26 protein-coding genes are annotated in these 22,165 nt (G+C 27.5%); all 26 read right to left on the bottom strand.

Annotation, left to right across the window (positions count from 1 at the left end):
- Nucleotide 1 precedes the first annotated feature (1 nt).
- The 26 genes from OCU47_RS05655 to OCU47_RS05530 all read right to left on the bottom strand — a co-directional run bounded on the left by OCU47_RS05655 (nucleotide 2) and on the right by OCU47_RS05530 (nucleotide 22,034).
- A complete protein-coding gene (locus tag OCU47_RS05655; RefSeq protein WP_261827621.1) occupies nucleotides 2-253 on the bottom strand; it encodes a hypothetical protein in 252 nt (83 codons plus the stop codon).
- A gap of 65 nt (nucleotides 254-318) precedes the next feature.
- Nucleotides 319-789, bottom strand: coding sequence for a hypothetical protein (locus OCU47_RS05650; protein WP_261827620.1), 471 nt, complete (start codon nucleotides 787-789; stop codon nucleotides 319-321).
- A gap of 72 nt (nucleotides 790-861) precedes the next feature.
- The gene (locus OCU47_RS05645) at nucleotides 862-1,425 is read right to left on the bottom strand and encodes a hypothetical protein (RefSeq protein ID WP_261827619.1); all 564 of its coding nucleotides are present in this window, start codon (nucleotides 1,423-1,425) and stop codon (nucleotides 862-864) included.
- 19 nt (nucleotides 1,426-1,444) lie between these two features.
- Entirely contained in the window at nucleotides 1,445-1,792 is a 348-nt protein-coding gene (locus OCU47_RS05640) for a hypothetical protein (protein ID WP_261827618.1), read from the bottom strand.
- Nucleotides 1,789-2,112, bottom strand: a complete 324-nt coding sequence (locus OCU47_RS05635; RefSeq protein ID WP_261827617.1) for an HK97 gp10 family phage protein — start codon at nucleotides 2,110-2,112, stop codon at nucleotides 1,789-1,791. Before OCU47_RS05635 ends, OCU47_RS05640 begins: the two co-directional genes overlap by 4 nt.
- Nucleotides 2,109-2,432 carry a hypothetical protein gene (locus tag OCU47_RS05630; protein WP_261827616.1) on the bottom strand — a complete coding sequence of 108 codons (324 nt, stop codon included), beginning with the start codon at nucleotides 2,430-2,432 and terminating at the stop codon, nucleotides 2,109-2,111. The genes OCU47_RS05635 and OCU47_RS05630 overlap by 4 nt, the downstream gene beginning before the upstream one ends.
- A gap of 1 nt (nucleotide 2,433) precedes the next feature.
- Nucleotides 2,434-2,697 carry a hypothetical protein gene (locus OCU47_RS05625; protein WP_261827615.1) on the bottom strand — a complete coding sequence of 88 codons (264 nt, stop codon included), beginning with the start codon at nucleotides 2,695-2,697 and terminating at the stop codon, nucleotides 2,434-2,436.
- A gap of 62 nt (nucleotides 2,698-2,759) precedes the next feature.
- Nucleotides 2,760-3,761: a N4-gp56 family major capsid protein gene (locus OCU47_RS05620; RefSeq protein WP_261827614.1), complete on the bottom strand. Its 1,002-nt coding sequence runs from the start codon at nucleotides 3,759-3,761 to the stop codon at nucleotides 2,760-2,762.
- 1 nt (nucleotide 3,762) lies between these two features.
- Nucleotides 3,763-4,422 (bottom strand): DUF4355 domain-containing protein, encoded by a 660-nt coding sequence (locus tag OCU47_RS05615; RefSeq protein WP_261827613.1) that lies wholly within the window; start codon nucleotides 4,420-4,422, stop codon nucleotides 3,763-3,765.
- A gap of 92 nt (nucleotides 4,423-4,514) precedes the next feature.
- Nucleotides 4,515-5,408 carry a minor capsid protein gene (locus tag OCU47_RS05610; RefSeq protein WP_261827612.1) on the bottom strand — a complete coding sequence of 298 codons (894 nt, stop codon included), beginning with the start codon at nucleotides 5,406-5,408 and terminating at the stop codon, nucleotides 4,515-4,517.
- Nucleotides 5,395-6,690 (bottom strand): phage portal protein, encoded by a 1,296-nt coding sequence (locus tag OCU47_RS05605; RefSeq protein WP_261827611.1) that lies wholly within the window; start codon nucleotides 6,688-6,690, stop codon nucleotides 5,395-5,397. The genes OCU47_RS05610 and OCU47_RS05605 overlap by 14 nt, the downstream gene beginning before the upstream one ends.
- Nucleotides 6,691-6,706: 16 nt before the next feature.
- Nucleotides 6,707-7,936 carry a PBSX family phage terminase large subunit gene (locus OCU47_RS05600; protein WP_261827610.1) on the bottom strand — a complete coding sequence of 410 codons (1,230 nt, stop codon included), beginning with the start codon at nucleotides 7,934-7,936 and terminating at the stop codon, nucleotides 6,707-6,709.
- Between the two features lie 212 nt (nucleotides 7,937-8,148).
- A complete protein-coding gene (locus OCU47_RS05595) occupies nucleotides 8,149-8,730 on the bottom strand; it encodes a recombinase family protein (protein ID WP_261827609.1) in 582 nt (193 codons plus the stop codon).
- A 111-nt stretch (nucleotides 8,731-8,841) separates the two neighbouring features.
- The gene (locus OCU47_RS05590) at nucleotides 8,842-9,234 is read right to left on the bottom strand and encodes a DNA-packaging protein (protein ID WP_261827608.1); all 393 of its coding nucleotides are present in this window, start codon (nucleotides 9,232-9,234) and stop codon (nucleotides 8,842-8,844) included.
- 59 nt (nucleotides 9,235-9,293) lie between these two features.
- Complete coding sequence (locus OCU47_RS05585) at nucleotides 9,294-9,827, bottom strand: DUF4236 domain-containing protein (protein ID WP_261827607.1); 534 nt, start codon at nucleotides 9,825-9,827, stop codon at nucleotides 9,294-9,296.
- Between the two features lie 49 nt (nucleotides 9,828-9,876).
- The gene (locus OCU47_RS05580; RefSeq protein WP_261827606.1) at nucleotides 9,877-10,605 is read right to left on the bottom strand and encodes a hypothetical protein; all 729 of its coding nucleotides are present in this window, start codon (nucleotides 10,603-10,605) and stop codon (nucleotides 9,877-9,879) included.
- 117 nt (nucleotides 10,606-10,722) lie between these two features.
- A complete protein-coding gene (locus tag OCU47_RS05575) occupies nucleotides 10,723-11,349 on the bottom strand; it encodes a hypothetical protein (protein ID WP_261827605.1) in 627 nt (208 codons plus the stop codon).
- 71 nt (nucleotides 11,350-11,420) lie between these two features.
- Entirely contained in the window at nucleotides 11,421-11,666 is a 246-nt protein-coding gene (locus tag OCU47_RS05570) for a hypothetical protein (protein WP_261827604.1), read from the bottom strand.
- A 73-nt stretch (nucleotides 11,667-11,739) separates the two neighbouring features.
- A complete protein-coding gene (locus OCU47_RS05565; RefSeq protein WP_261827603.1) occupies nucleotides 11,740-12,831 on the bottom strand; it encodes a hypothetical protein in 1,092 nt (363 codons plus the stop codon).
- Nucleotides 12,832-13,119: 288 nt separating this feature from the next.
- Nucleotides 13,120-13,494: a DUF1064 domain-containing protein gene (locus OCU47_RS05560; RefSeq protein ID WP_261827602.1), complete on the bottom strand. Its 375-nt coding sequence runs from the start codon at nucleotides 13,492-13,494 to the stop codon at nucleotides 13,120-13,122.
- A 173-nt stretch (nucleotides 13,495-13,667) separates the two neighbouring features.
- On the bottom strand, nucleotides 13,668-14,183 hold the full coding sequence (locus tag OCU47_RS05555) for a helix-turn-helix domain-containing protein (protein WP_261827601.1): 516 nt from the start codon (nucleotides 14,181-14,183) through the stop codon (nucleotides 13,668-13,670).
- Between the two features lie 325 nt (nucleotides 14,184-14,508).
- On the bottom strand, nucleotides 14,509-14,838 hold the full coding sequence (locus OCU47_RS05550) for a hypothetical protein (RefSeq protein WP_261827600.1): 330 nt from the start codon (nucleotides 14,836-14,838) through the stop codon (nucleotides 14,509-14,511).
- A gap of 2 nt (nucleotides 14,839-14,840) precedes the next feature.
- Nucleotides 14,841-15,545, bottom strand: a complete 705-nt coding sequence (locus OCU47_RS05545) for a hypothetical protein (RefSeq protein ID WP_261827599.1) — start codon at nucleotides 15,543-15,545, stop codon at nucleotides 14,841-14,843.
- A gap of 679 nt (nucleotides 15,546-16,224) precedes the next feature.
- The gene (locus tag OCU47_RS05540) at nucleotides 16,225-19,305 is read right to left on the bottom strand and encodes a hypothetical protein (RefSeq protein WP_261827598.1); all 3,081 of its coding nucleotides are present in this window, start codon (nucleotides 19,303-19,305) and stop codon (nucleotides 16,225-16,227) included.
- Between the two features lie 29 nt (nucleotides 19,306-19,334).
- Nucleotides 19,335-20,621 (bottom strand): helix-turn-helix domain-containing protein, encoded by a 1,287-nt coding sequence (locus OCU47_RS05535; protein WP_261827597.1) that lies wholly within the window; start codon nucleotides 20,619-20,621, stop codon nucleotides 19,335-19,337.
- Between the two features lie 243 nt (nucleotides 20,622-20,864).
- Nucleotides 20,865-22,034 carry a DUF3102 domain-containing protein gene (locus OCU47_RS05530; RefSeq protein ID WP_261827596.1) on the bottom strand — a complete coding sequence of 390 codons (1,170 nt, stop codon included), beginning with the start codon at nucleotides 22,032-22,034 and terminating at the stop codon, nucleotides 20,865-20,867.
- Nucleotides 22,035-22,165 lie beyond the last annotated feature (131 nt).

The raw sequence follows: 22,165 nt of genomic DNA, 5'->3' as shown, positions 1-22,165 counted from the left end.
ATTACATCCCCCCTTCTCTAATTAAATTTTTGAACTTTTCTACAGTATTGTTAGCATCATTTCTAATCTCATTTAATTTATCTTTACTAATCTCGTTATTCTTCTTATTAGCACCAATTAAATCTCTATACTCTATATAACTTATTGGTTTTTCTGCCATTACGTTAGACAGTAAATATGAATTATATAGCCTATCTTCATATTTTTGTGTAACTATTTCCTGCATTATTTCAAAAGATTCTTCTATATCCATATCCGCGATATAAGAAAAGCAACCACTAGAAAACAAAATTGCTCTTAATGAGCCACCTAAGTTCTCTATCTGGTTGCTAAGCTGAAAACCTTTTGCATAGTCTCACTTTGCGCTATTTCTTTCACTCTATCTATCGCCCAATCTAAATCCTTATCTCGTACTTCTTTTTCACTTAATTCATAAATTTCAGCTAAACATTTATAAACTTCTTTTTCAGCTTGTGGAAGTCTAGTTATTCCATCTAGCATCAATTTAGCACCCTTTTTTGTTCTTCTACTATTTATTTCACTTAACTCTTTAGCCAATTCCACATGTTCAATCAATGTTTTATTGGTTATATTACTTTTATCCTCATCGCATAATTCTGTATAATCTTCATTTTCACTTTTAATTATTTCTCCAAGCTTTATGTATATTTGTTCTTCTTTAATATTTAATTCTCCTAAATCAGTTATAACTTCAACTATTTCATCTGTCATTCCAAGCTTATTTAGAATTCTTATTATATTAAAACCTTGAGAAGTTGTTATTATCATTTTACTTTCTTCCATATTATTAAATCTTACCTTTCTATATAAAAATAAGGGAATATCAACTATTCCCTGAGATTATGCTAAATCTTTTGGTTTAAAAATTCTGAATGGAGCATCATCTAAATCTGTCATATCATAATGTCCTTCAAACTCCAATGAAACACCTGCATTTTCTTTATCCTTCATTTCTAAAGACACCCCATTATTGTTATAAGTATTTTTAATCAATATGGCAACAGGGTCTGTTTTTCCTTTCTCTTTCCCTACAATTAATAAATCTTTGTATAGTTCAGTTTTAATATCTGATAGTGGCTTAAATACATCAAATTTAGTAGATGCATTGGAACTATCTTTTTCTAATAATGATGCTCCTAATACCTTATCATTAAAATCTATACAAGTTCCACTTGCTTTTATTTCCCAAGCTAACCCTTCCATCCCTTTAACTTTTCTATCACCTTTTCCTGCAAAGTCGTAATCATGTAGTTTGGGACTTGCATTAAATTTTATAGAATCTTTTCCTAATCCTAATTTTTGTGTATCTGTTAATCCTGCTAAAAATGTATCTATATTAGAAGTATCAAATGTTCCATAATAAAATACTCCATTTTCAACAATCATATTTATTGCATTACTCACTTACAATCATCCTTTCTTATTAATAATTTTGTATTGTATATTGCAAAACAACATTAAATTTATCATCATCAGAATATGATGAATAGTAAACATTATTTCTTACAATATAAAATGTTCCTATATCTGCTTTATTTATTAGCAAATCTATATCTATTGCTTTTTGCTCTATATCAATTTTATTGGTTTCTAATCCAACAATTCTTATTTGTAAAGATATATCATCCCTGTACGATAAATCCTGAATGCTATCTCCAACCTTAATTTCTATTGCATATTTATTGGCTATAAAATCAAATTTATCAGATATCCTATCATAAGCTTCAATTACTACTTTAAATAACTCCTCTTGTACATCTAATATTGTCACTTCATAGCCCCTCCTAAATTTTTCTTTATTATATCTTCTATTTTTTGTTTATCCTTATCTATAGTACTTCTCATATAACTCTTATTTTCAAACTCAACTTTGGCAGCATAAACTATAGATTTATCTACTCCTAAAATTACTTTAAAAGTATTATCTTTATTTTCTACAATAAAGGTTTCTGCTCTACGTAAATTTCCTGTTAAAACTGGAGTTCCACTTTGCATATCTGCTAAAAGAGTTGTCCCAACTTCCTTACTGATACCATTCATAGTTTTTTTAATAAGTTCTACAACTTTATCAGTATTATCTTTTAAAATCACGGTAGAACCACCACATCTACAGACATAATTGCATATAACTTATAGTCGCCCCAATCAATAACCTTCTCTATAGAGTAAGTTTTATTATTATAGATAATCACATCATCCACCATAAACAACTCATCACAATACATTTGAAAATTGGATTTAATATCATTCCCCCACGTATATGTAATAGCTTTTTCTTCTATAGGTTGTATATCACATAAAATAGGTAATTCTTGTTTCTTGTATTCTTTTAGTTGTTGCCCTATTTTATTTTTACTTTCTACATATGCAGTTTTATAAACTTGATCATTATAAAAATAATCAAAAATCATATTAACACATCCTTAAATAAGGTCTAGGTAATAATATTTTCACATCATTATCCATAACACTATAAGAATTATCAAAACTTACACTTCTACTGCCCTGATTTAGTTGGATTACACTTTTGTCTCTATTAGGATTTATCTTCATTTTTTCTACTAATAATTTCATAGCTAGACCAAATTGTGTCTTTATCTCATCATCTGTAAAATCTTTATTCAGATAGTTTCTAATAGATATTATTGCCATCTGTTCATACTCATCATCTGTCACTCATATCATTCCTTTCACATAAAAATAGGTAGGTAAGGAATAAACCCACCTACCATGATTCACTATTTCTTTATTTTAGCTAATACTACCTTAGAAGAATCACTTAATGCTGTAACATAATGTTCATCAACAGAAATATCAGTTTTTCTAGCTAAAGAAACTCTGTCTGTTTCTAAGTTTATGTTTCTCTTTAAGTAAATAGTTAATGCTGGGGTATCGTCTTCAGTTTCAGTATCAGCAACTAATTTTACTATTGGATTAAAGTAAACACTTGTATTATTCTTTAATACATGTCCACCAACTAATGTGTTTGGCAAAGATGCTACTACATCAGATAATAATACTTGAGACCCTGTTGGTGTTCCACTAGCTATAATTTCTAACGCTCCTGAAGCACCTACTTCACATGGAGAATACCATGCCGAAAATAATTGAACTTTCTTAGAAGTCACTATTCTGGTATTTGCTATTTTACCTATTTCACCAGTAATCATTACACCAGCTTGGTATTTATCAGCAGAAATAAAGTTTGAATCTTTTCTCAAAGCTGTTACTTGAGCAGGATTTACAAACATCACCTTTTCTGAATTTAATTCTTCGTTGAATACATCAATGGCATCAACGATTGTGTTATAAGAGATTGCACTTGATGGTGATTCAAAAAATAATTGTGCATCATATAAAGAATTCATAGCATCGTTATCTATTTTTGAAGCTACTGCTTTAGCTAATTGAGTTGTAGCTTGTCCAACTGGATCACCATATCCACTTAAAATAGCTTCATCAGTAATTTCTACTGCTCTGCCTGCTTTCTTTACTGTTACTTGTTTTGAACTTGTACCTAATTTTACAGTTTCCATAGCAACTCCTTCAGCTACGTCCACTGCATCGCCTATGTAGGAATAAACTGGAATTGTAATTGTGTTGCCTGGTTGACCTACTAAAGTAGTATCAATTTTTGCAAATGGTGTTACCACTATTTTTGTTGGAATTTTAGCTGAAACTATATCAGCCATTACCTCTGGATTTATTAAATCTGCTATTTTTGTTGTTAAATTTGACATATTATCTATCTCCTTCATTGATTAAATTATTGTATGTTTCTTGGTCTGTTTTATAAAGATTAAGTTTTTCTTTATATCCCATTTTATTAAATTGTTCTTTTGTTATTGTATTTGTGTTATTTTCTGATTTAGGTGGCACATAAGAACTATTACTTAGTTTATCTTTTACTTTATTATCAGTTAAAGATGTAATAATACTACCAATCTTTTCGATGTTTGCATTAGTAGAATCGTCATCATTCCCCAATACAAAATCTATTAAATCAGTAGAAAGTCCTTTTTCACCTAATACTTTAGTAAATTTGTTTTGCATTTCTGCCCTAGTCTTTTCTTTTTGCATGCTATCCAATTGATTTTGTAACTCTTCAAGCTTTAATTGTTCTGGAGTTTTACCCTCATTAGATTTAGCTTTTATAGCCTCTTCTATATATGTTGGCATCTTTTTAGTTTTAAAACTTTCAACACCTTTGCTTACTGCTGAGTCAATCTGACTTTGGTTATAACCTTTTATTTCCTTGTTATTCTCGAGAATTTGTTTAAAATCTTCCAGTGTTAGCTTATTCACATCTAGCTCAGAAGATTTAGCTAAACCTTCTATTTCTTTCACTTCATCTTCATCTTTTAAATCTTTAATTTTTTCTAATAATTCTTTTTTTAACATTTATATCATTCCTTTCGCCCTTAGAGTCATTGCCCCTAAAGTCATTAATTTTTCACATAAAAATAAGCCTAGATAAATTTATATCTAAACTTTTATTCCTCATTATCATTTTTCCATTCTTCATAACTCTTCCAATCTATAGTTCCTCTAGTTTTATTATCTAGCCTAGAAGTTGGTCTATAATCCTTGTTAGGTAGAGCAACATAAGTGCACCGACAACCTACATGAGTATCTTGTATAGGTATCGGCTTACTGGAATCATCAACTCTAAATACTTTTCCGTCTAAAGATGCATCATATTCTGCTGTTTTATCATCTAAAGTTGCTGACCACATTTCATATTCGATATTATTATCTTCTGCCCACTGTTGGTTTATATCTGTTTGTACTCGTGCCATTTCATTTTGCACTAGCCTACTAGTATTACTAGCATCAACATTAAATCTATCCTTAATAATTTTTTCAATCGAGTTTACGTTAGTCTCCCCGTTAAAAAGCTTATCTAATTCTATTTTTAATTGTTTTGCTACTTTATTACTATTGTCATAGATTCTATCACTATAGTTTTTACCATCAATTTTATAGTTCAAAATCTCTTTTATATCCTTGCTATCAATTTTACTAGCTTTAAAATCCATACCTAACTTCAATAAATAAGTGTTACTATTATATTTATCTTCTATAATATTAGTAAGTATATCAGTAATTTGCTTGGTATCATTTTTATATTGACTCATAAATAAGTCAGTAACTAATTCTCCAAACTTATTATGTAATTTTTGTTTTTCCTGTGTTGTTACACTTAATATTTTATCTTCAATCTTATAAGATAGAAGAACATTTGCAACTTCCTGTAATACTTTGTCTCTATTAGCTTTTTTAATCTTTAGCAAATCATTTAATGTTATTTCACCTTCATCATAAAGCTTCTGTGCAAATTCTAAAGATTTATCAATATAAAATTGCTCATCTTTAGTTGGCTTCATCAGTACCACCCACTTTATCTAAATCTGTTATCCCATCTTCACTATTTTTAGCTATTTCCTTTTGCTCTGCTAACATTTTCTCAAATTCCTTACGTCCATTTTGGATAAATGAAAGCTGATTCAATCCAGTTTCAATGGATAATTTACCAGTAAGTTGAGAAATCATATTAGCCGTACTAACATCATCCTGCGGTACAGAAATAGTAAAGTTTATAGCTATATCTCTATAATTATAGTTTTTACTATAAGCTATATTTAAATATGTAAATAGTAATTTTAACCTATTACTTATTGCATCTCCTAAACATTTTTGTTCTAACTTTATTCTATTCCTAAGATTAATAATTCTACTTAGTATAGCTACAGAAGACGTATTACTTTGCATAGCTTCATTCATGTTTACACTTTGGGATATCTGATATATCTTATCTTCCAATATACCTAATAGAGTTTTCATATAATCACTTGGTAAATTCTTTATAAGAAAATCAACATCTCCTTCAGCTGGCACTATTAAAAGTTTTTCTTCTTTTATTTTCTCTGCAACCGTATCATCTATACTCATACCTTTAGCTTTCATATAGCAATCTCTTAAATCTCCAGAATTATTTATCATATCAGATAGAGCTGCTTCATAATTATCACACAAATTAGAAATATCATTATATAATGTTTCTTCTTTTCCACCTTGTAACCTTGCTACTGAAACTGGTACACACCCAAAATACAAAGGTGTAGGCTCAGCAACCGTGTTAAAACTATTATCGAAGTGATAAATAGCTTCATCACAATAACAATCTATGTATACAGTTTTAGTATCATCTAATTCTTTTGTATAAAAATAAAGTAACATCTCCGCTTCATCCTCTGTGTTACAATAAACACAAGCATTCAAAGGATTAACTACTCTAAATCTTAACTCATCTTTATATATGTAGGCTATTTCGTAGCTTTCACCGAATATAAGCATATTTTTATATAACTCAGAGTCCAAAGAACCTTTTTGGATTGCCACATTATATTCAATATCTTTTATACATTCAGTGTTATCTGAAGCACTTGTATATGTAATTGGTGCATTTAAACCATAAGCCACATGCTCGCTAATAAATTTTCTTATGTATGGTACATGAGCTTTTCTATTACTTCTATTCTCTATTTCCTTATACAATATGTCTATTAATGTCTTACCTCTCCAGTAATCATACATGTTTTGGTATTTAGATTTATTGGAATCATATTTTATTTTTAATTTCGTAGCTATTTCTTTATCAAATTGCATTTAATCACCATCCTTTCTATAAACCTAATTTTCTAAGGTCATAAGTTTTTAATTTATTATCTTTAGTGCCTATTTCTGTTGATATTCCATATCTTAAAGCATCTAGTCCGTGGTTATATTGGTCAATCGGAACATTCTTATATTCACCAGTAGACTTGTCCTTAGCCCACGTATAATTCTTTAATTCCTCAATTATATATGTACATTTAGCATTAACTATAATTTCATACTGCTGTAATAAGTTAATTCCATTAATAATACTATCTTTACCTTTTACCGCTCCCTTAACTCTATCTAATCCATTACGTTTTAATTCCTCAATACTTTTAGGTTCAGCACTATCACAGACTATAACTTCTTTTCTAAATCCCATTTGAATAATCTTAGCTGCTATTTCATCATTTAATAAACCCTTCTCCTGAAACTCATCAAATATCCATATCTTTTTATTCACTTTATCAATTACGGAACACACAAAAGCAGTTGGATCATTTGTAAATCCGAAGTCCAGAGAAAATATTGCCTTACTATACTTAACTTCTTTAAGAATTGTGTGATAATCAAAGGTATCTACTTTCCAATTGGTATAAACAAGTTTATCAAGTGTAGCGAACTCTCCGAGGGCATAAATATTATAATATGCATGATTGTTTTTCTCCATCTCCAAAAGGTTGTCTATGTATTCTTTAGGTAGAAATTTATTATTCTTATATGTAGTATGTAAAACTATTGTATTCTTTTTATTATATCCATTAGCAAACCATCTTTTGTAAACCCAATTACTTTTGTCAATTGGGTTAAACATAACATGAACTTGGTTATATGGCTTCTTACTTCTTAAACGTAAGCAAAGTTGGTCGAAAGAAAAATCATCTATTTCCGTGCATTCTTCAACGATAATATCATCAATTCCATTTATTGATTTTAAACGTTCGCTATCATCTAACCCTTTAAAAATAAAGTTACTACCATTAGGCAATTCAATTGTAAGGTCAGTTTTATTTATTTTACATTGGTCATATAACTTCCAATCTGAAAGTATTTGCTTTATTAATGAAAAACATGAATCCTTTAATGAATTCTGGGTTTTTCTAACTACTAAACATTTACGATTTTCACATTTGAGATATTTTAAAATCATTTTTTGAAATACAAAATGTGACTTTCCAGAACCTGCTCCCCCATAGAACACGTTAAATCTAGTATTATAGTTTTCTAGTTGTGGTAAATAAATTTCATTAAACATTTTTTTCGATATTTTAAAAGTTGTATTATCATTTTTTATAGTTACTCACCTTCTTTCTTAGCATTTATGCCCTTTTATTTTTTCAAAATATTTTGTTAGACTACGAATACGAAATTCTGTCCAAATATAGAACCATACCCCCTGTTGTCTAAAAAAGGGTATGAAAAAAGACCTAGATATTGCTCTAAGTCTTTAATAATTAATATTAAGTTTTATTTAATATATCTATCTTTATATCTTGCTAGTGTTCTCTTGTTTATCCCAGTAACTTCTTCTACCTTTGTATAACTCATATCACCACCATTGACTGATAGTAAAGACAAAGCATATTCTATCTGTTGCTTGGTATGTTTAATTGGTCTACCTTCTGTAAATCCTTCCTTAGTCTTAGCAATAGCCTTACCTGTCTGAGTACGTTCTATTATAGTATTTCTCTCCATCTCAGCAACTGCTAACAATGTAGTTAAAAAGAATTTTCCCATTGTAGTATTCTCTAATAGTCCTACATTAAGTACGTGTACACTTACACCTCTATCAAATAGTTTTTGTACAATATCTATTCCTTCAACAGTATTTCTTGCTAATCTATCTAGTTTACATACAACTAAAGTATCATTCTCTTTTAGTTGATCTATAACCTTATCAAATATAGGTCTATGTGTAGTAGTTCCTGTATATTGTTCTTTAAATATCTTAGCACTTTCATATTTACTTAATATTTCTTTTTCCTGCTGTTCTAAACTATTATTATCCAATTGTCCTTTACTACTAACTCTACAATATCCATATATCATATAATAACCCTCCATAGTTATGACATTAAGTTTTGTCATTGTTCTATACCTATATTTTACGTCACCACATGGCATATGTCAATACTGTTAAGTTTTGTCATGGTTATAAATTTAGTCTTCTAATTGTACAGTAATAGTCTTATTGGTTTGCTCTACTTCTGATTTATCTACCCACTTATAATTATTTTTTAAGGTAAATATAGTTCCAGCAGGATTTCCATTAGCAAACAGCCTTTGTTCATAGCACATCTCAATATATTTCTTAGCTCTTTTTATTGCGTCCACAATCTCAGCTTTCGCACTATCATCTAAACTTAATAATCTGCCATTTTCCAAGCAATTCTCATAGTTTATTAAGTCTTGCCTATTCATATTAAGTGCAAATGCTAATCCAGTAACAGTTGGAAATTCATTGTTTTCTTCACATTCTTCAAAGTATTTATCAATAATTTTCTGCATTTGTTTAGCATTTTCATATTTTGCTGGTTTAGTTCTCCACTTCATCTTTATCACCCCCTTTGATAATTTTTTGCATATAAAAAGAGACTACTAAAATGTAATCTCTAATCCTGAATTTCTATAAATCCTAATTTTATTAATAATTTTTTATACTTTTTATATTTACTTAATTGTTTAAGATATTTTTCAGTACCCTCAACATCTTGGTTTAATCCTGCTTTAACAAACTTCTTAAATATAATAACCTTATAACTGCTATAAAGCAAGAATGGTAATACTATTAAGCCTAATACGCTTATCTCTGGTTGTCCAATTAAAATCCCTACTAAAAATGGTATCCAAAATAGGAACATTAAAATAAAATTAGCATGTACTCCATAATTATTTCTATAATATTCGAAAGTTTTTCTATACTGATTATATCCTGCAAAATTTGATTCACTATTAACTACATCATTATATCCAACATTTTTTCTATACTGTAATCCATCTTTAGTTCCTGTAGCTCTTATGCCTTGTTCATTAGCACTTATTCTAGCACCTTTTACTCCACTGCTAATTCCAATACCACCAGTTTTACTTAAATTAATTCTAGTATTTTTAGTAAGCTTAATGGATTTCCTGAAACTTAATCCCATAATAATTCACCATCCCTACTTAACCATTATATTACTTTTAGTACAATTATTATAGCATTTTTAGATTATTCTTATATTCTTTCCATATGAGTTCTATAAATTCACCTGGTGTAATATCATAATGTCCACCACTTTCTTTAATAAAAAGTTTTTTATTATCGATATTGTTTTTAAATATTTTACCAGTATATATTAACCTTAATCTTTGATTGGTACATTGTTGAAATTCTTCATCATTTAATATTTGTTGATGTAATACTTCTCTATCTCTATAAACTCTTTCCATTTTATTTTCTCTTTCAGCATTAATATCATTCATATTATCATCTATTATTTTTTCGCAAACATATTTTGGGAAATCTAATCCCTCCTCAAAAAACCAGAAATCTTGCTCAGCAGCGAAAAGAACAATTCCTTGGTGTATGATATATACATATAAATATATTGGCTTGTTAAAATCTAATTCATATACTCTTTTATTATGCTCGTCAAATTTATCTTGTAAAATCAATTTAACTTCCGGTTCAAGCCAAAAATCTGATATTATTTCATCATCTATCACTAATGCTTCTTCACTCGTAAATCCATAGTAATAAAACATTGAATTGATGTTATTCTTGCATGAAAATTTAATTATATCTTCAACGCACATTAACTGCATTGAATTAGTTGTTGCAAAGTTTTCTTCTGAATTAGTAGTTTCAAATGTTTGTTCTATTTTATACCCATCTATATTGGAAGATTTAAATAGCTCTAATAATTCTTGCTCTGTCTTCATTTTTCATACCACCTCTCATATAACCTTATTATACAAAAAGTGGCAAAATAATTCAATAAACATTTCAATTAAAAAGAACCCTAAATTAATAGAGTTCTTAGAAATAACTTCTTAAATTTAATAATGGTATTTTCCAACTGTATAAGTTGTAGTATCTGTTCTTCCAAATTTGTCATAAGGTAATTCTCTTATAAGAAGTCTTTCTATTTGTTCTAATCTTTTTTTCAAAAATTCTTGTTTTCCCTCATTAAATAATTCTTCTGATATTTCAAAGTTCCCACCAAGTTCTACAATTTTTTGAGATATAGCAAATTTCTTTTGTAATATCTTTTCTGCTTCCTGTTCATTGCCCTTACTTCTTTCTAAATGCCAATAAAATAATAACTCTATACTTTCTTTTAGCAATTTAGATATTTCTTTTTCATTGTTTAAATTTAAAATCTCTATATCAAATCTGATCTTAGTATTTATATCAGCTATGCGTATTATTTTATTTATATATATATCATGCTCAAAATTAAATTCTTCTTTTCTTCTTATTGTTTTAATCCCAGTAACTTTCAGCTTTATTTTTCTATTAACATATGTTTTTATTTTATCTAATTCATCTTCATTTTCTACTTCACAATTAAGTTTTTTCAATACTCCATCGTCATAATATTCATCATTATTTATTGTTATTTTTAATGAATCATCTAGGATACCTATAAAACCTCTTCCGAAATATTCTTTCATTTTCCCCATAAATCACACCACTTTCTATATTATATAATTTTATTATATAGACTAAATTAATAGAATTCTCATAAGAATTATTAACTATTGTATTCTATTGTAATTTCATTAGGTTCTTCACAATATAAACAATACACTATTGCCTCCAATGGGATTTCATAACCATTTTTCTTCATAGCTTTAATATTAAAAAGTTTAGCACTATCTTTAGCCAGTTGATTTTCTACATCCAAAATTCCTATTCCTTGTGCAATTTGAGGAACATGATATGCCCATTTAAATTCTTTTCCACAATATTTACATTTACATATATCTTCTAGCTTCATAAATCTCACCACCCTTCATATAAATTATACAAAAGGTGGTAAAATAATGCAATTAATATAAACCTATTTCTACTTATTTAGTAACTAACTGTTTCTCTAATTCCAATATATTATTATATTTTTCAATAAGCAATCTTGTTATCTCTTTAGAATGCTCTAAATCTTTTTTTGCTTCAGCTACTTGAAAATTACTTTCTATATCAGACTTAGCCGCAAAAATATCAGATATTAATTCATAAAAAGTCTCAAAATCCACTTCATATATATATTTCGCAAAATCTTGTCCATCCATCTTTACAACTGAACTAAAGTCAACTATGCTATATATTCTTTTTGAATATCCATACTTTTCATTAACATAATTAAGTTCTTGAAATCTATAATCGCCTAAATCAGTTATAATTTTATAATTATATGAACTTCTATAAAATGAACTTATATAAATAAACTTATTATATTCTTCTCTTGTATATTTCCTCAATATTTTGTATTGTGCTAATTCGATTGATAGATGTACCTTATTATTTATTTCATTATATTCTTCATTTATATCTTCTTTTCTAATTGTATAAATACATTCGCTTGTTTGTTCCATCAGACCATTATTAAAAAATATTTCTGTGAGTCCAATTGGATTATATTTGCTACGTTTTTTAACTGGAATCAGATTCACAAGTTCATTTTTACTACAATTATATAAACGTGACCATTCAAGATTAAAGCCGTTCATAAATGCTTTTTTAACTTCTTGTGGTATTTTATTTTCTTTAACTGAATTTAATATTATATTAGGATTAGCAAATCCACCAGCTTTTAATACATCATTTTCTTTATCTGCCAGCTTAGCTACTTCATATAATTTTCCTAAAACTCTACTATCATCATTTATATCACAATATTCTTTTAATTTTTTCTCTTCATGGATCGATAATTTACGTTGCCCTACTAAAACATTTATATCAATATTTAATATTCTAACAATTCCATTTGCCAATTTGGGTGGTATACTTCCACTTTTTATATTATCAATTATTTCTTCACAATTTAATTGAGTAAGTACAAATAAATCATCTAACTTTCCCATAAAATCAATTTTTGTTAAATACAATTTCAATGCTCTTTGCGTATTCACACGATTAACACTAATATTTGCTTCTTTATTCATAGTGATCCTCCTAAATTTAAAATATAGGAGATGCGCATCTCTTAACTATATAATACTTATAAATTAAATGTCTGCAAGTATCTTGACACTTTTCAGTAAACATGCTATTTTATCATAAAGATAGTAATAATTTATGTAGATAAATTAAAGAATAAGTTAAAATAACATTTTGATAATTTCAAAAAATACGCCTTCTATTATTAATATTTTAATATCTTGTAATATATATTTTTAACACTCTAATATATTTATGCAAATTTGCTATATATCTATTCCAAGATATTTTCCTTACATCTCTACCCAACCAACCTCTTTATTTTTCCAAGATATTATCTTATAGATATAATCTCTATGTAAGTTCATCATCATTTTCCACTTGATTATAAATTTCGCATCCCAAATACTCTTTAATGGTGGCTTAACGTCTATAATCACTATTCTTCCATCTTCTAAAATTAAAGTAAAATCTGATTTATATGTGATAGCTTGTATCTTTTTAGAACATAATGTAAAAGGCTCCTGTAATATGTATTTTACTTGTCTATGTATTTCTTTAATATTATATTTATCTTTGCTTTCCTGAAGATAACAAAAGAATTGAAATTCAGCTTTTGAATCCCAACTCACTCCATTATCATCTATGTATTTTTTAATTCTTTTCATGTTTCCACGCTTCTCTAACATCAAAAATGCAATCTATAATAACCAATACACATAATAATTCAGATATTGATTTAAAATCTATTGTAGAATTATTTGTACTATTTATGAAAACTAGAAAACATGAGAATAGTATAAAATTTAATACCGATAACACTTTACAAACCCTTTTCATTTTATCTCTCACTATCCTTTACAATTACGTTCTTCCACCTAATACCATTTCTAATTTTACTTATTGCGTTATAACTGCAATTGTATGTCTCTGCTAATTCTTTATTACTGCAAGTATCCAATAATTGCTTTATTTCTCTAACTTTATCTTCAGTTAATTTAGGATATTTATTATATGCTTCGCTGGTGCAACCATTATCTGCACCTCTAACATTACATACTATAACCCCTTCTACTTTTTCAAAATGATTAATATATTCCTGCTCTATTTCTCTTGCTTCTACTTCACTTTCTAAATTATAAGCTAACAGTTCTGGTCTTATTTGCTTATCATCACTTTCGTTATAAGCTTGTTGGAATAACTTGTTATCATGTTCTCCACGTTTAGCCTTATTTATATTTCCCTGTACTCTCTCACCTTTGCCACTTCCAGTATAAACATAATCTCCAATCCATAGAGCATACACTAATTGTTTATCCATAATCACGTCATTACTTACATATTTTTTCTTTCTCATAATATATATTCCTTCTTTCTTTATTAATTTATTGACTTTACATATAAATACATCTAATATATAAAACAACAGAGCAACATATTGGTACCTGTTACTCTGTTATTTTTCTTTTTTTCAATTTTCTTTTCTCTTAAAGGGTTTAGTAAGTTTTTTGCTAAATCCTTTAAATTTTTTATTGACTTTATCTCCAAACTCCTGTACAATATAGTTATACTAGGATTTTTGTAACTATTTTTTTAAATAAAAAAAGACAAACGAAAAAAGCATCTCATCCCACAACAGATAAATGCTTTTCCGTTAATTTTTGTATTCGTACATAATTTATTCAACGACTTTGAACCAATTCCTTTAATTTATGTTCGGCTGCTATCATTTCTTTCATTCTTTCTTTAATAGCAATTTTTAAATATTCTAATGCTTTCTCTGTAGATTCTATACTTCTTTTATTTTCTTCGCTATCTTCTAGCTCACTCATGGTATCTAAGAAATCTTCCAAACATTCTTCAGTATTTATAAGATTTTCAAAGTCAAGTTCTTTGAGGTCGTCAATTATTTCTCTCTCACTTCTAGAATTTAATCTATTATATAATTGTTCTGCTTCACTATTAGTCATTTCACCTTTAACCATTTTACTTACCATTTCTTTATTACTCATAACTACGCCACCTTTCCTAGTCTATTTACAATTTGGTTTACTACCATAGAACTATTTGAATATGAATCAATTTGAATATCAAACTTATCTAGGACAGCATTTGCATCTTCACTATTTTTCATTATAATAAGCTTATTATCTATGCAACTAATTCCTACATTTTTAATATTAAATTCATTTAATCTTTTAAAAGTAGTTTCTTTTATATCTTCTACCTTCCATGTTGGTACCAGCATATTTAATGCATAATAAAATCTAGAAATAAATACCTTGAAATGTTCAACTTCATTTTCTAGTCGCTTTGAATTAGAATATCTTTCAGCAATTTGTTTTGATATTTCTAAGATCTTATCCTCTTTTCCCCTAGTCAACCATAAATTTATACTTTTATGCTTCCTAGAGTACCAACCCTTGTTGCTCTTTAAACAACTATTTCTCCAGTTTATCTCTTTCTCATAAATTTCATTAATAAAACACTTTAGAATATCTTTAATGCCTGTAATATTTTCATTTGGAATAGTTATAACATAGTTGCAGTTCTCACATTCAATTTCCTCATAAATTCTGCACTCAATTTCATTTCTTTTTAGTTTTAATTTGTAACCCCACGCATGGCCATTGTCAATTTCATACTGGCTGTAGTCGTTTAATGCTACGTTAACCTTCTTTAGTAGTTCTTTGATTTCTTTGTTTACTAATTTACTCATAATAATTCTCCTTCTTGCCTTATAGGATGGCATAACCATATATTTTTTTATTTGATTGTAATAGAGAAAAATATCTCCTTTGCAGATTTTACATAATAAATATGGGTATTCTTTAATGGGCACCTGAAACAGCAAGTACCCTTATTTCTATTTAATTATTTTTCATTTTTTAAACCCTCTAATTAGCAGACTAGTTAATTGAAACTAGTCCACCAACCCAAATTAATTATAAATAAAATAAAAGAAGGAATTAGCAGATATAAACTGCTAATTAGAAAGTTTAAATCTGCACCTCCGAATGAAAGAAATGCAGAATGGTACATAAAAAGCTTTAATCTAATTTTAATTGATATTTTTTGTTTACAAAGTCATATTTGTATGTTACTGTTATTATAGAGTTTTTATATAATAAAACAAATGTAAAAAAGTTAATAAACATGGAGAGATTTAAAAGAAATTTTATAACATCTTTCTTATTCCCTCCACATCTATTATAGAATCTATAATTTGCATATTTATATACCCTACTCGCTAATAAGGGTCTTAGCTTATTCAGCTAAAATTTAACTAGTTCAATAGAGAGAATATTTTTATAAAATTTTCCCCTATCATATAGGGATTTTTGTGAAATCTCTTAAACCTAGTCTATAAGCCACTTTACAGCCTTTAATTGTCAATCTTAGGACAAGCTATTTATTTCTTCCAGTTCTTTTGTATTCTTAAAACAAGATAAAAACCTCTTTGGATTATTATTATAAAGGATATTTAATAATTTTGTTTTCATATAACTATTTGATTTAAGATATTTATTATCTTTATCCAATGCTCTAGCAATTAGTAAACTTTCTACATATATATTTATATTTAAATCCTTTAATTTATCCATATATTCTTTATAAAGAGTATTATAATAAAGTATATTATCTTCATCATCAAAATCATCATTTGCATTTATAAAATTTGTAATAGTATTAAATTCTTCAACTATTTTTTCTACTTCTTTTGCTTTTCTGCTAGTTTGTCTGCTTTTGGTTTTATCAACATAGTATACTAAGAAATTGGAATCTGAAATTTGTTTACTTTTATCAGCATTTTTGATTGAGTTTATTTCTGGTATAATCCAATCCATAGGACAATCTAATTCTATTAAATTTTCTTTAATTTCTTTAATTTTAGCTTTAACTCTTTCTTTCTTTTCTTTATCTTTTAATTTATCCCACTCAACTTTATTCTTTTTTCTTAATTTTTTTTCTACTTCTTCTGGGTCTGTTATAGAAGTTGTATATTGCCAAAATGTAGGTTTTAAATCACATGGTAACTCTTTTTTTAATCTATCAATTTGTTTTTCTATATCTATAGGAAATATTTTTTTGCTTTGGTCGATACAAATTTGTGCCATAATTGCATTAATAGCAACATTATTTAATAAAGATTCTATTCTTTCTTTTCCTACGTTTGTTCCTCTATAAAGTTCTTTTATATGGTGATAATAAGTTAAAGCCAATTGAGCATTATTGCTAGTTGAACCAATTTGTCGTTTACTCTTAGCTAATAGATTGTCCACTTCTGCTAAACATTCCATAGTGTTTTTATATTTCTTTTTACTTGGTTCAATTTTATTCACTATTGTAGGGTACTTTTGAGCCTTTTTAGAAGCTTCAATTGCTATATTATTTACGGTGCAAAAGAAGAAGTCCGAATCTTCATCCCAGCCCATCCCAGCTGACTGTAGGCTATTCTTAATACAATTAACAACTATTATATTATTATCTAAATTGAAATAATCATCTATTAAATGATGTTTGTGGTTAATATAATACATTATAGCGTTAGGGGCATTGTGAGGACTTCTCATAGCACATATTTCTTGCTTGTCCTTAAACAACTTAGCATAACAGCTATAACCATTATTACTATCACCTGTTTCATTTAATAATACTGGTAAAGTTTCGTCTCTATAATTATCATCGATTATGTATTCTTTACTTCCATCATCATGTTCTACTATGTGATAAGGAACTAAACCGACCGCATATTGTAAAATTGTCCAAATATTTGCGAACACTGTGAGATTATCTCCTTCTACCAATAATTTACCATTGTATAAAGTTTCTTTATATTTATTAATTAATTTTCTTCTAACTTCTTTAAACATATGGCTCTTAGAAAATAATTTATTTTGTTTGTATATCTTTGCTAACATTTCATAATTATTAACTTTGCTTTTATTTCTTAGTAGATGATTTACAAAGAAATCATCGTCATTTTTTAGCTTCATTATATAATCTATTGAATCCTTACAAAGTTCTTGAATTTCTTCTTTAGACATATCAGCAAATGAATTAGTAAACTGATAACTCATTCTATTTTTTATAGTTTCTCCAACTTTATATTTACTTTCATGTGTAGTTTTACATATGCCAAACATACAATGATTTTCTTCTACTTTAGAACACCAATAATCATAACTAGTTGCATCTTTAGACATTAGTTTTTCCCACTTAATACTGTTCTCTGTAGTCAATACTCTTATATCAGATACTTTAACATTTCTGCCATACTTGTCCATTATGTAAGCTGTATTATAATTTTCTTTATAATGGTCATTTAAGAATTTAACCAATTTAGTATTACATGCACAACTCTTAAAAAACAAATGTCTTAAAACTACCATACCTTTATTTTTATACTCACCTAATAATGATTCATCAATGCAACACATACCATCCCACAATGTATTTTTATCAATTCCTCTTTTAACTTCTGCAACTACATCATTATTTTCATCAGTATCCACCATGATTAAATTTTCTTCAAATCCATAACTATTTAAGTCGTTTAAAACAAGAATTGATTTAGGGTCTATATAAACATATCCCTCAATATGTGAACTAACAAGAGATTTGTATGCTTCAGCTTCTACTAATTTTACATTTCCATCTTTATCAACTTCTAATTCTAAGTCCATCATCATCCATTTATTAATTATATCTCTATATTCTCTATTAAAGAAAATTACATCACCGACCCTTGATTTGCTTGGACTTCTAAATCCAAAATCATACCAAATAGTTTCTTCTATTTCATCAGTATATTCTCCAGCTTTTTCATCATATTTATAGTAATCAATTTTAAATCCATTTTTATATAGATATTTTCTAACTTCATCTGTTTGTTTTATATGGTCTTTTATATCTAGTAATTCCTTTTCTTTAGTACATTCTTCAAACTTAAGGCAATAATCATTAATTGCTATATCATATATGTAACTATCAATCCTTTTTCTTAAGTTTCCTATTTTTATTATTTTAGTATTTATTTTATTTTCTATAGACTTAAATTCTTTTTCACTAATTTTACTTTCATCAGTTTCTAGTTCTTTTAATTCCTCTAATTCTAACTCCAATAAGGTAATTTCATCATCATTTTCATCTATTTTATTTTTAGCATTCTCTATTTCTTTTTCTAATTTATTTATGTTACTGTTGCCTTTTTTGATATCCTTTTTAATGTTTTTTATATTCTTAACTCTATCGTCAGCTTCTAAGCTATCATATCCATATGAGAAAGTAACTCCTACAACATTTCTAGTCTTAGTTTTGTTAATGTCTAATGCCCCTAAATTAACCATATGGTCAAATAGCATACTCTTAGCAAATACACCTTTATAACCTATTTCTGGTATTCTACCTTCTAAATTACTTTTTAATAATTCAGCACCTTCAACAATTTGTATTTTAATTCCTTTATCATTATTCATAATTCTTCAATCCTTCCTTTTCTTTATTTTTAAAATTCAATATCCTTTTTACCCTCATAAAATGGGTTACTGGCTCCCCAATAAACTTCTTTATAATATTCCTCTATTTCTTCATCTTTTTCTCTGTAATACTTGTCCAACTCTTCTTTACTAAGAACCGATTCTAAGATCACTTGTCCCCTATCATCGTATTCAATTTCACATAGCTGCTTTTTGCCTTTTATCTCTTCTAACTGTTGTTTATGTATATCTTCCATATAGTCTAATACCTTAAAGCAGTCATCAATATCATAAGCATCTAATCCCTTATCACTAAAATAGTTATTCCAATCTTCATAAATATTAACTTTCAGTTCATTTTCATCTTCCAAATTGTTCATAGCCTTATTAAGCTTATCTATTTCCCTTTTAATATCATTTAAAGACTTATCAACTTTATTGGTAACCTTCTCTTCCAACTTAGTTAATTTATTTTCTAAGCTAACTGTATCTTTACCAGCATTCTTCTGTCTCTGAATTTGCCCTTTTAATCCTCTAATTGATTGATTTATCTTAGTTGCTTTTTTACCAATAACCATCCAACCTTCAGCAGACCAATAATTTTTGCTAATGTCCAAGGCTCTTTCTAAGTGAGATTCATGACGAACATAAACATTATTAGCTTGTTTTTTATCTTTATTTTTAATAATTAAACCTATATTCCCATAGGCTATTAATTTTAATTTACTTAATTCGTTTAAATATGTATTAAAAGTAGTCTCTGATATGTCTAAATCTTTTGTAATATCTTCATAGCTGGGGAAACAGTATATTGTGGTATCACCTTTACCATCACTCATTCGTGATAATAGGTAATAATATATGTACATTAATGTGATTTTATTTAATTTAGTATCACTATCTAATATCTCTAAATAATCTTCTCTATAAACTTGAAAAAACTGAGTATCTTTAGAATCTTTATCAACTAATATTGGAATAGAATATTCACAGGTAATTAATTCTTTATATTTAACTTCACTGAGATTACATTTTACATTTGTAATAAGCTGTTTCTTTTCTAACTCAATTAAGATATTTCTGAATTGGTCTACATTTCTTCCCTTTTTAGGTTCTGCTTTATCTCCTAAAACAGTAATTAATTGCTCCAACGAAAAAGATATTGTACCAACTCTATTTAGTAAACAATCAAACATTGACCATATATGGCATAACCTTTCGTTATATTGATATACATAAGTATTTTTTCTTTTACCTCCTACATCCCAAACTAATTCATTTGGTAGCTTAATAAATTGTTTAATTTTATCATTCAATAATAATCATTCCTTTCATTTGATTTATATAAACAACTAACAACAAAAAACAATGAAAATGAATCTATGCTCTTTGAGACTTTCAAGTCGAAAATAAATTTGTTTCTTTTATTGTTAGATATGTTTCTTTTATTGTTACACGTTAAAAGTTGCCCATTTTTTGGACATTTGAGTTAACTTGCAAGTTACTTCATTTGTCCACTTTTTAGACATTTGACAAATTCAAGTTAAAATACAATACATTTAACTTAGTAGATTCTGTTGTAATAGATTGTCTTTTAAAATACAAATAGCTTTAAACTTATCTTCTGCTTCAGCATCTCCTTGATTACAATCTGGGTGATATTTTTTAGCCAATGCTTTATAGCCAGCGATAATAAATTCTTTCTTGAGGTCTTTGTTTTCTTGAGGCTCTTGCTGTCTTTTAGCTAATTCTTCATTGATTTTTTTATACACTTCATCTTCCCAAGTACTCATATTTTTTATTTCTTCATTTCGATTTATTGCTTTTTCCTTAAATCTTAAACATTCACCAATTATAAAATCTCTTTCTTCTTGTACCAAATTCTTATTTACATTTAAATGCGAATAAATAACTTCATCTAAATCAATTATCCAGTCAGCATATACACCGTCCAATACAAGTTCCTTTGAAGAACTTCGAACTAAATACACATTATAATTAAGCTGTTTACTGTAAAGAATGCCATCTTTAATAATTTCCTCAAATTCAACTTTTAAATCTAATGATTTTTTATTCCTTAATATACTTTCTTTAACATCCTTAGCTTGTCTCTGTTTTAGCTTCAATTGTTGTTCCAATTCCTGCTGTTCTTTTATTAATTGAGATAATTTTTGCTCATCATTTAGGTTCTCTTCTGTTTCTTGGCTCTCCTGAAAATCAACATCAATTATTTTTTCAGTTTCATTTACGCAAACGTCTGCGTTTTTATATTGGTTTGATTTTTTCTTAGATTTTTTATTTTCTTTAATTACCTCTTTTAATTCCCTTACGCTCATTTCCTCAACCGTTTTTTCAGCTCCACCTACAAAATGAGTATTTCTAATAAACTCCTCTATATTATCTTTTTTGATACTTGATATTTCTACAAGTTTGCTTGAATCCAACTTATATAAAGTTGCCTCTAGTTCTTCAGGCAAATCCATCATAATCTTATAAGTTTTAATATATGTTTGAGCACTTCTGACACTGAAATCTACCTTTTCAGCTAACCATGATTTCCACTCACCATGTTGTACTAATTGCTTTGCTATATATAATCTTTTTCCTATTTTTAATATATTTTGTGCAATGTCTTCTTTAGCTGTAATTATGTCATTAATTAATAACGCCATTTGCTTTTCATCTTCTGGTAATGCTAAATACTCTTTTTTAGTTAATACTTTAGTCATAAATTCTCTCTCCTTCTTACATTTATATTTTGTTAAATTAGTTATTTTATTTAGTCAGACCTTAAAAGTGTCTGCTAATATAATTTGGTTTTATATAAACCCACCATTGGACACACTTTATAGGTATGTCC

Source organism: Clostridium sp. TW13 (genome assembly GCF_024345225.1).
GTDB lineage: Bacteria > Bacillota > Clostridia > Clostridiales > Clostridiaceae > Inconstantimicrobium > Inconstantimicrobium mannanitabidum.
The sequence above is the reverse complement of the archived record's forward strand: the minus strand, read 5'-3'. Positions and strand labels throughout refer to the sequence as shown.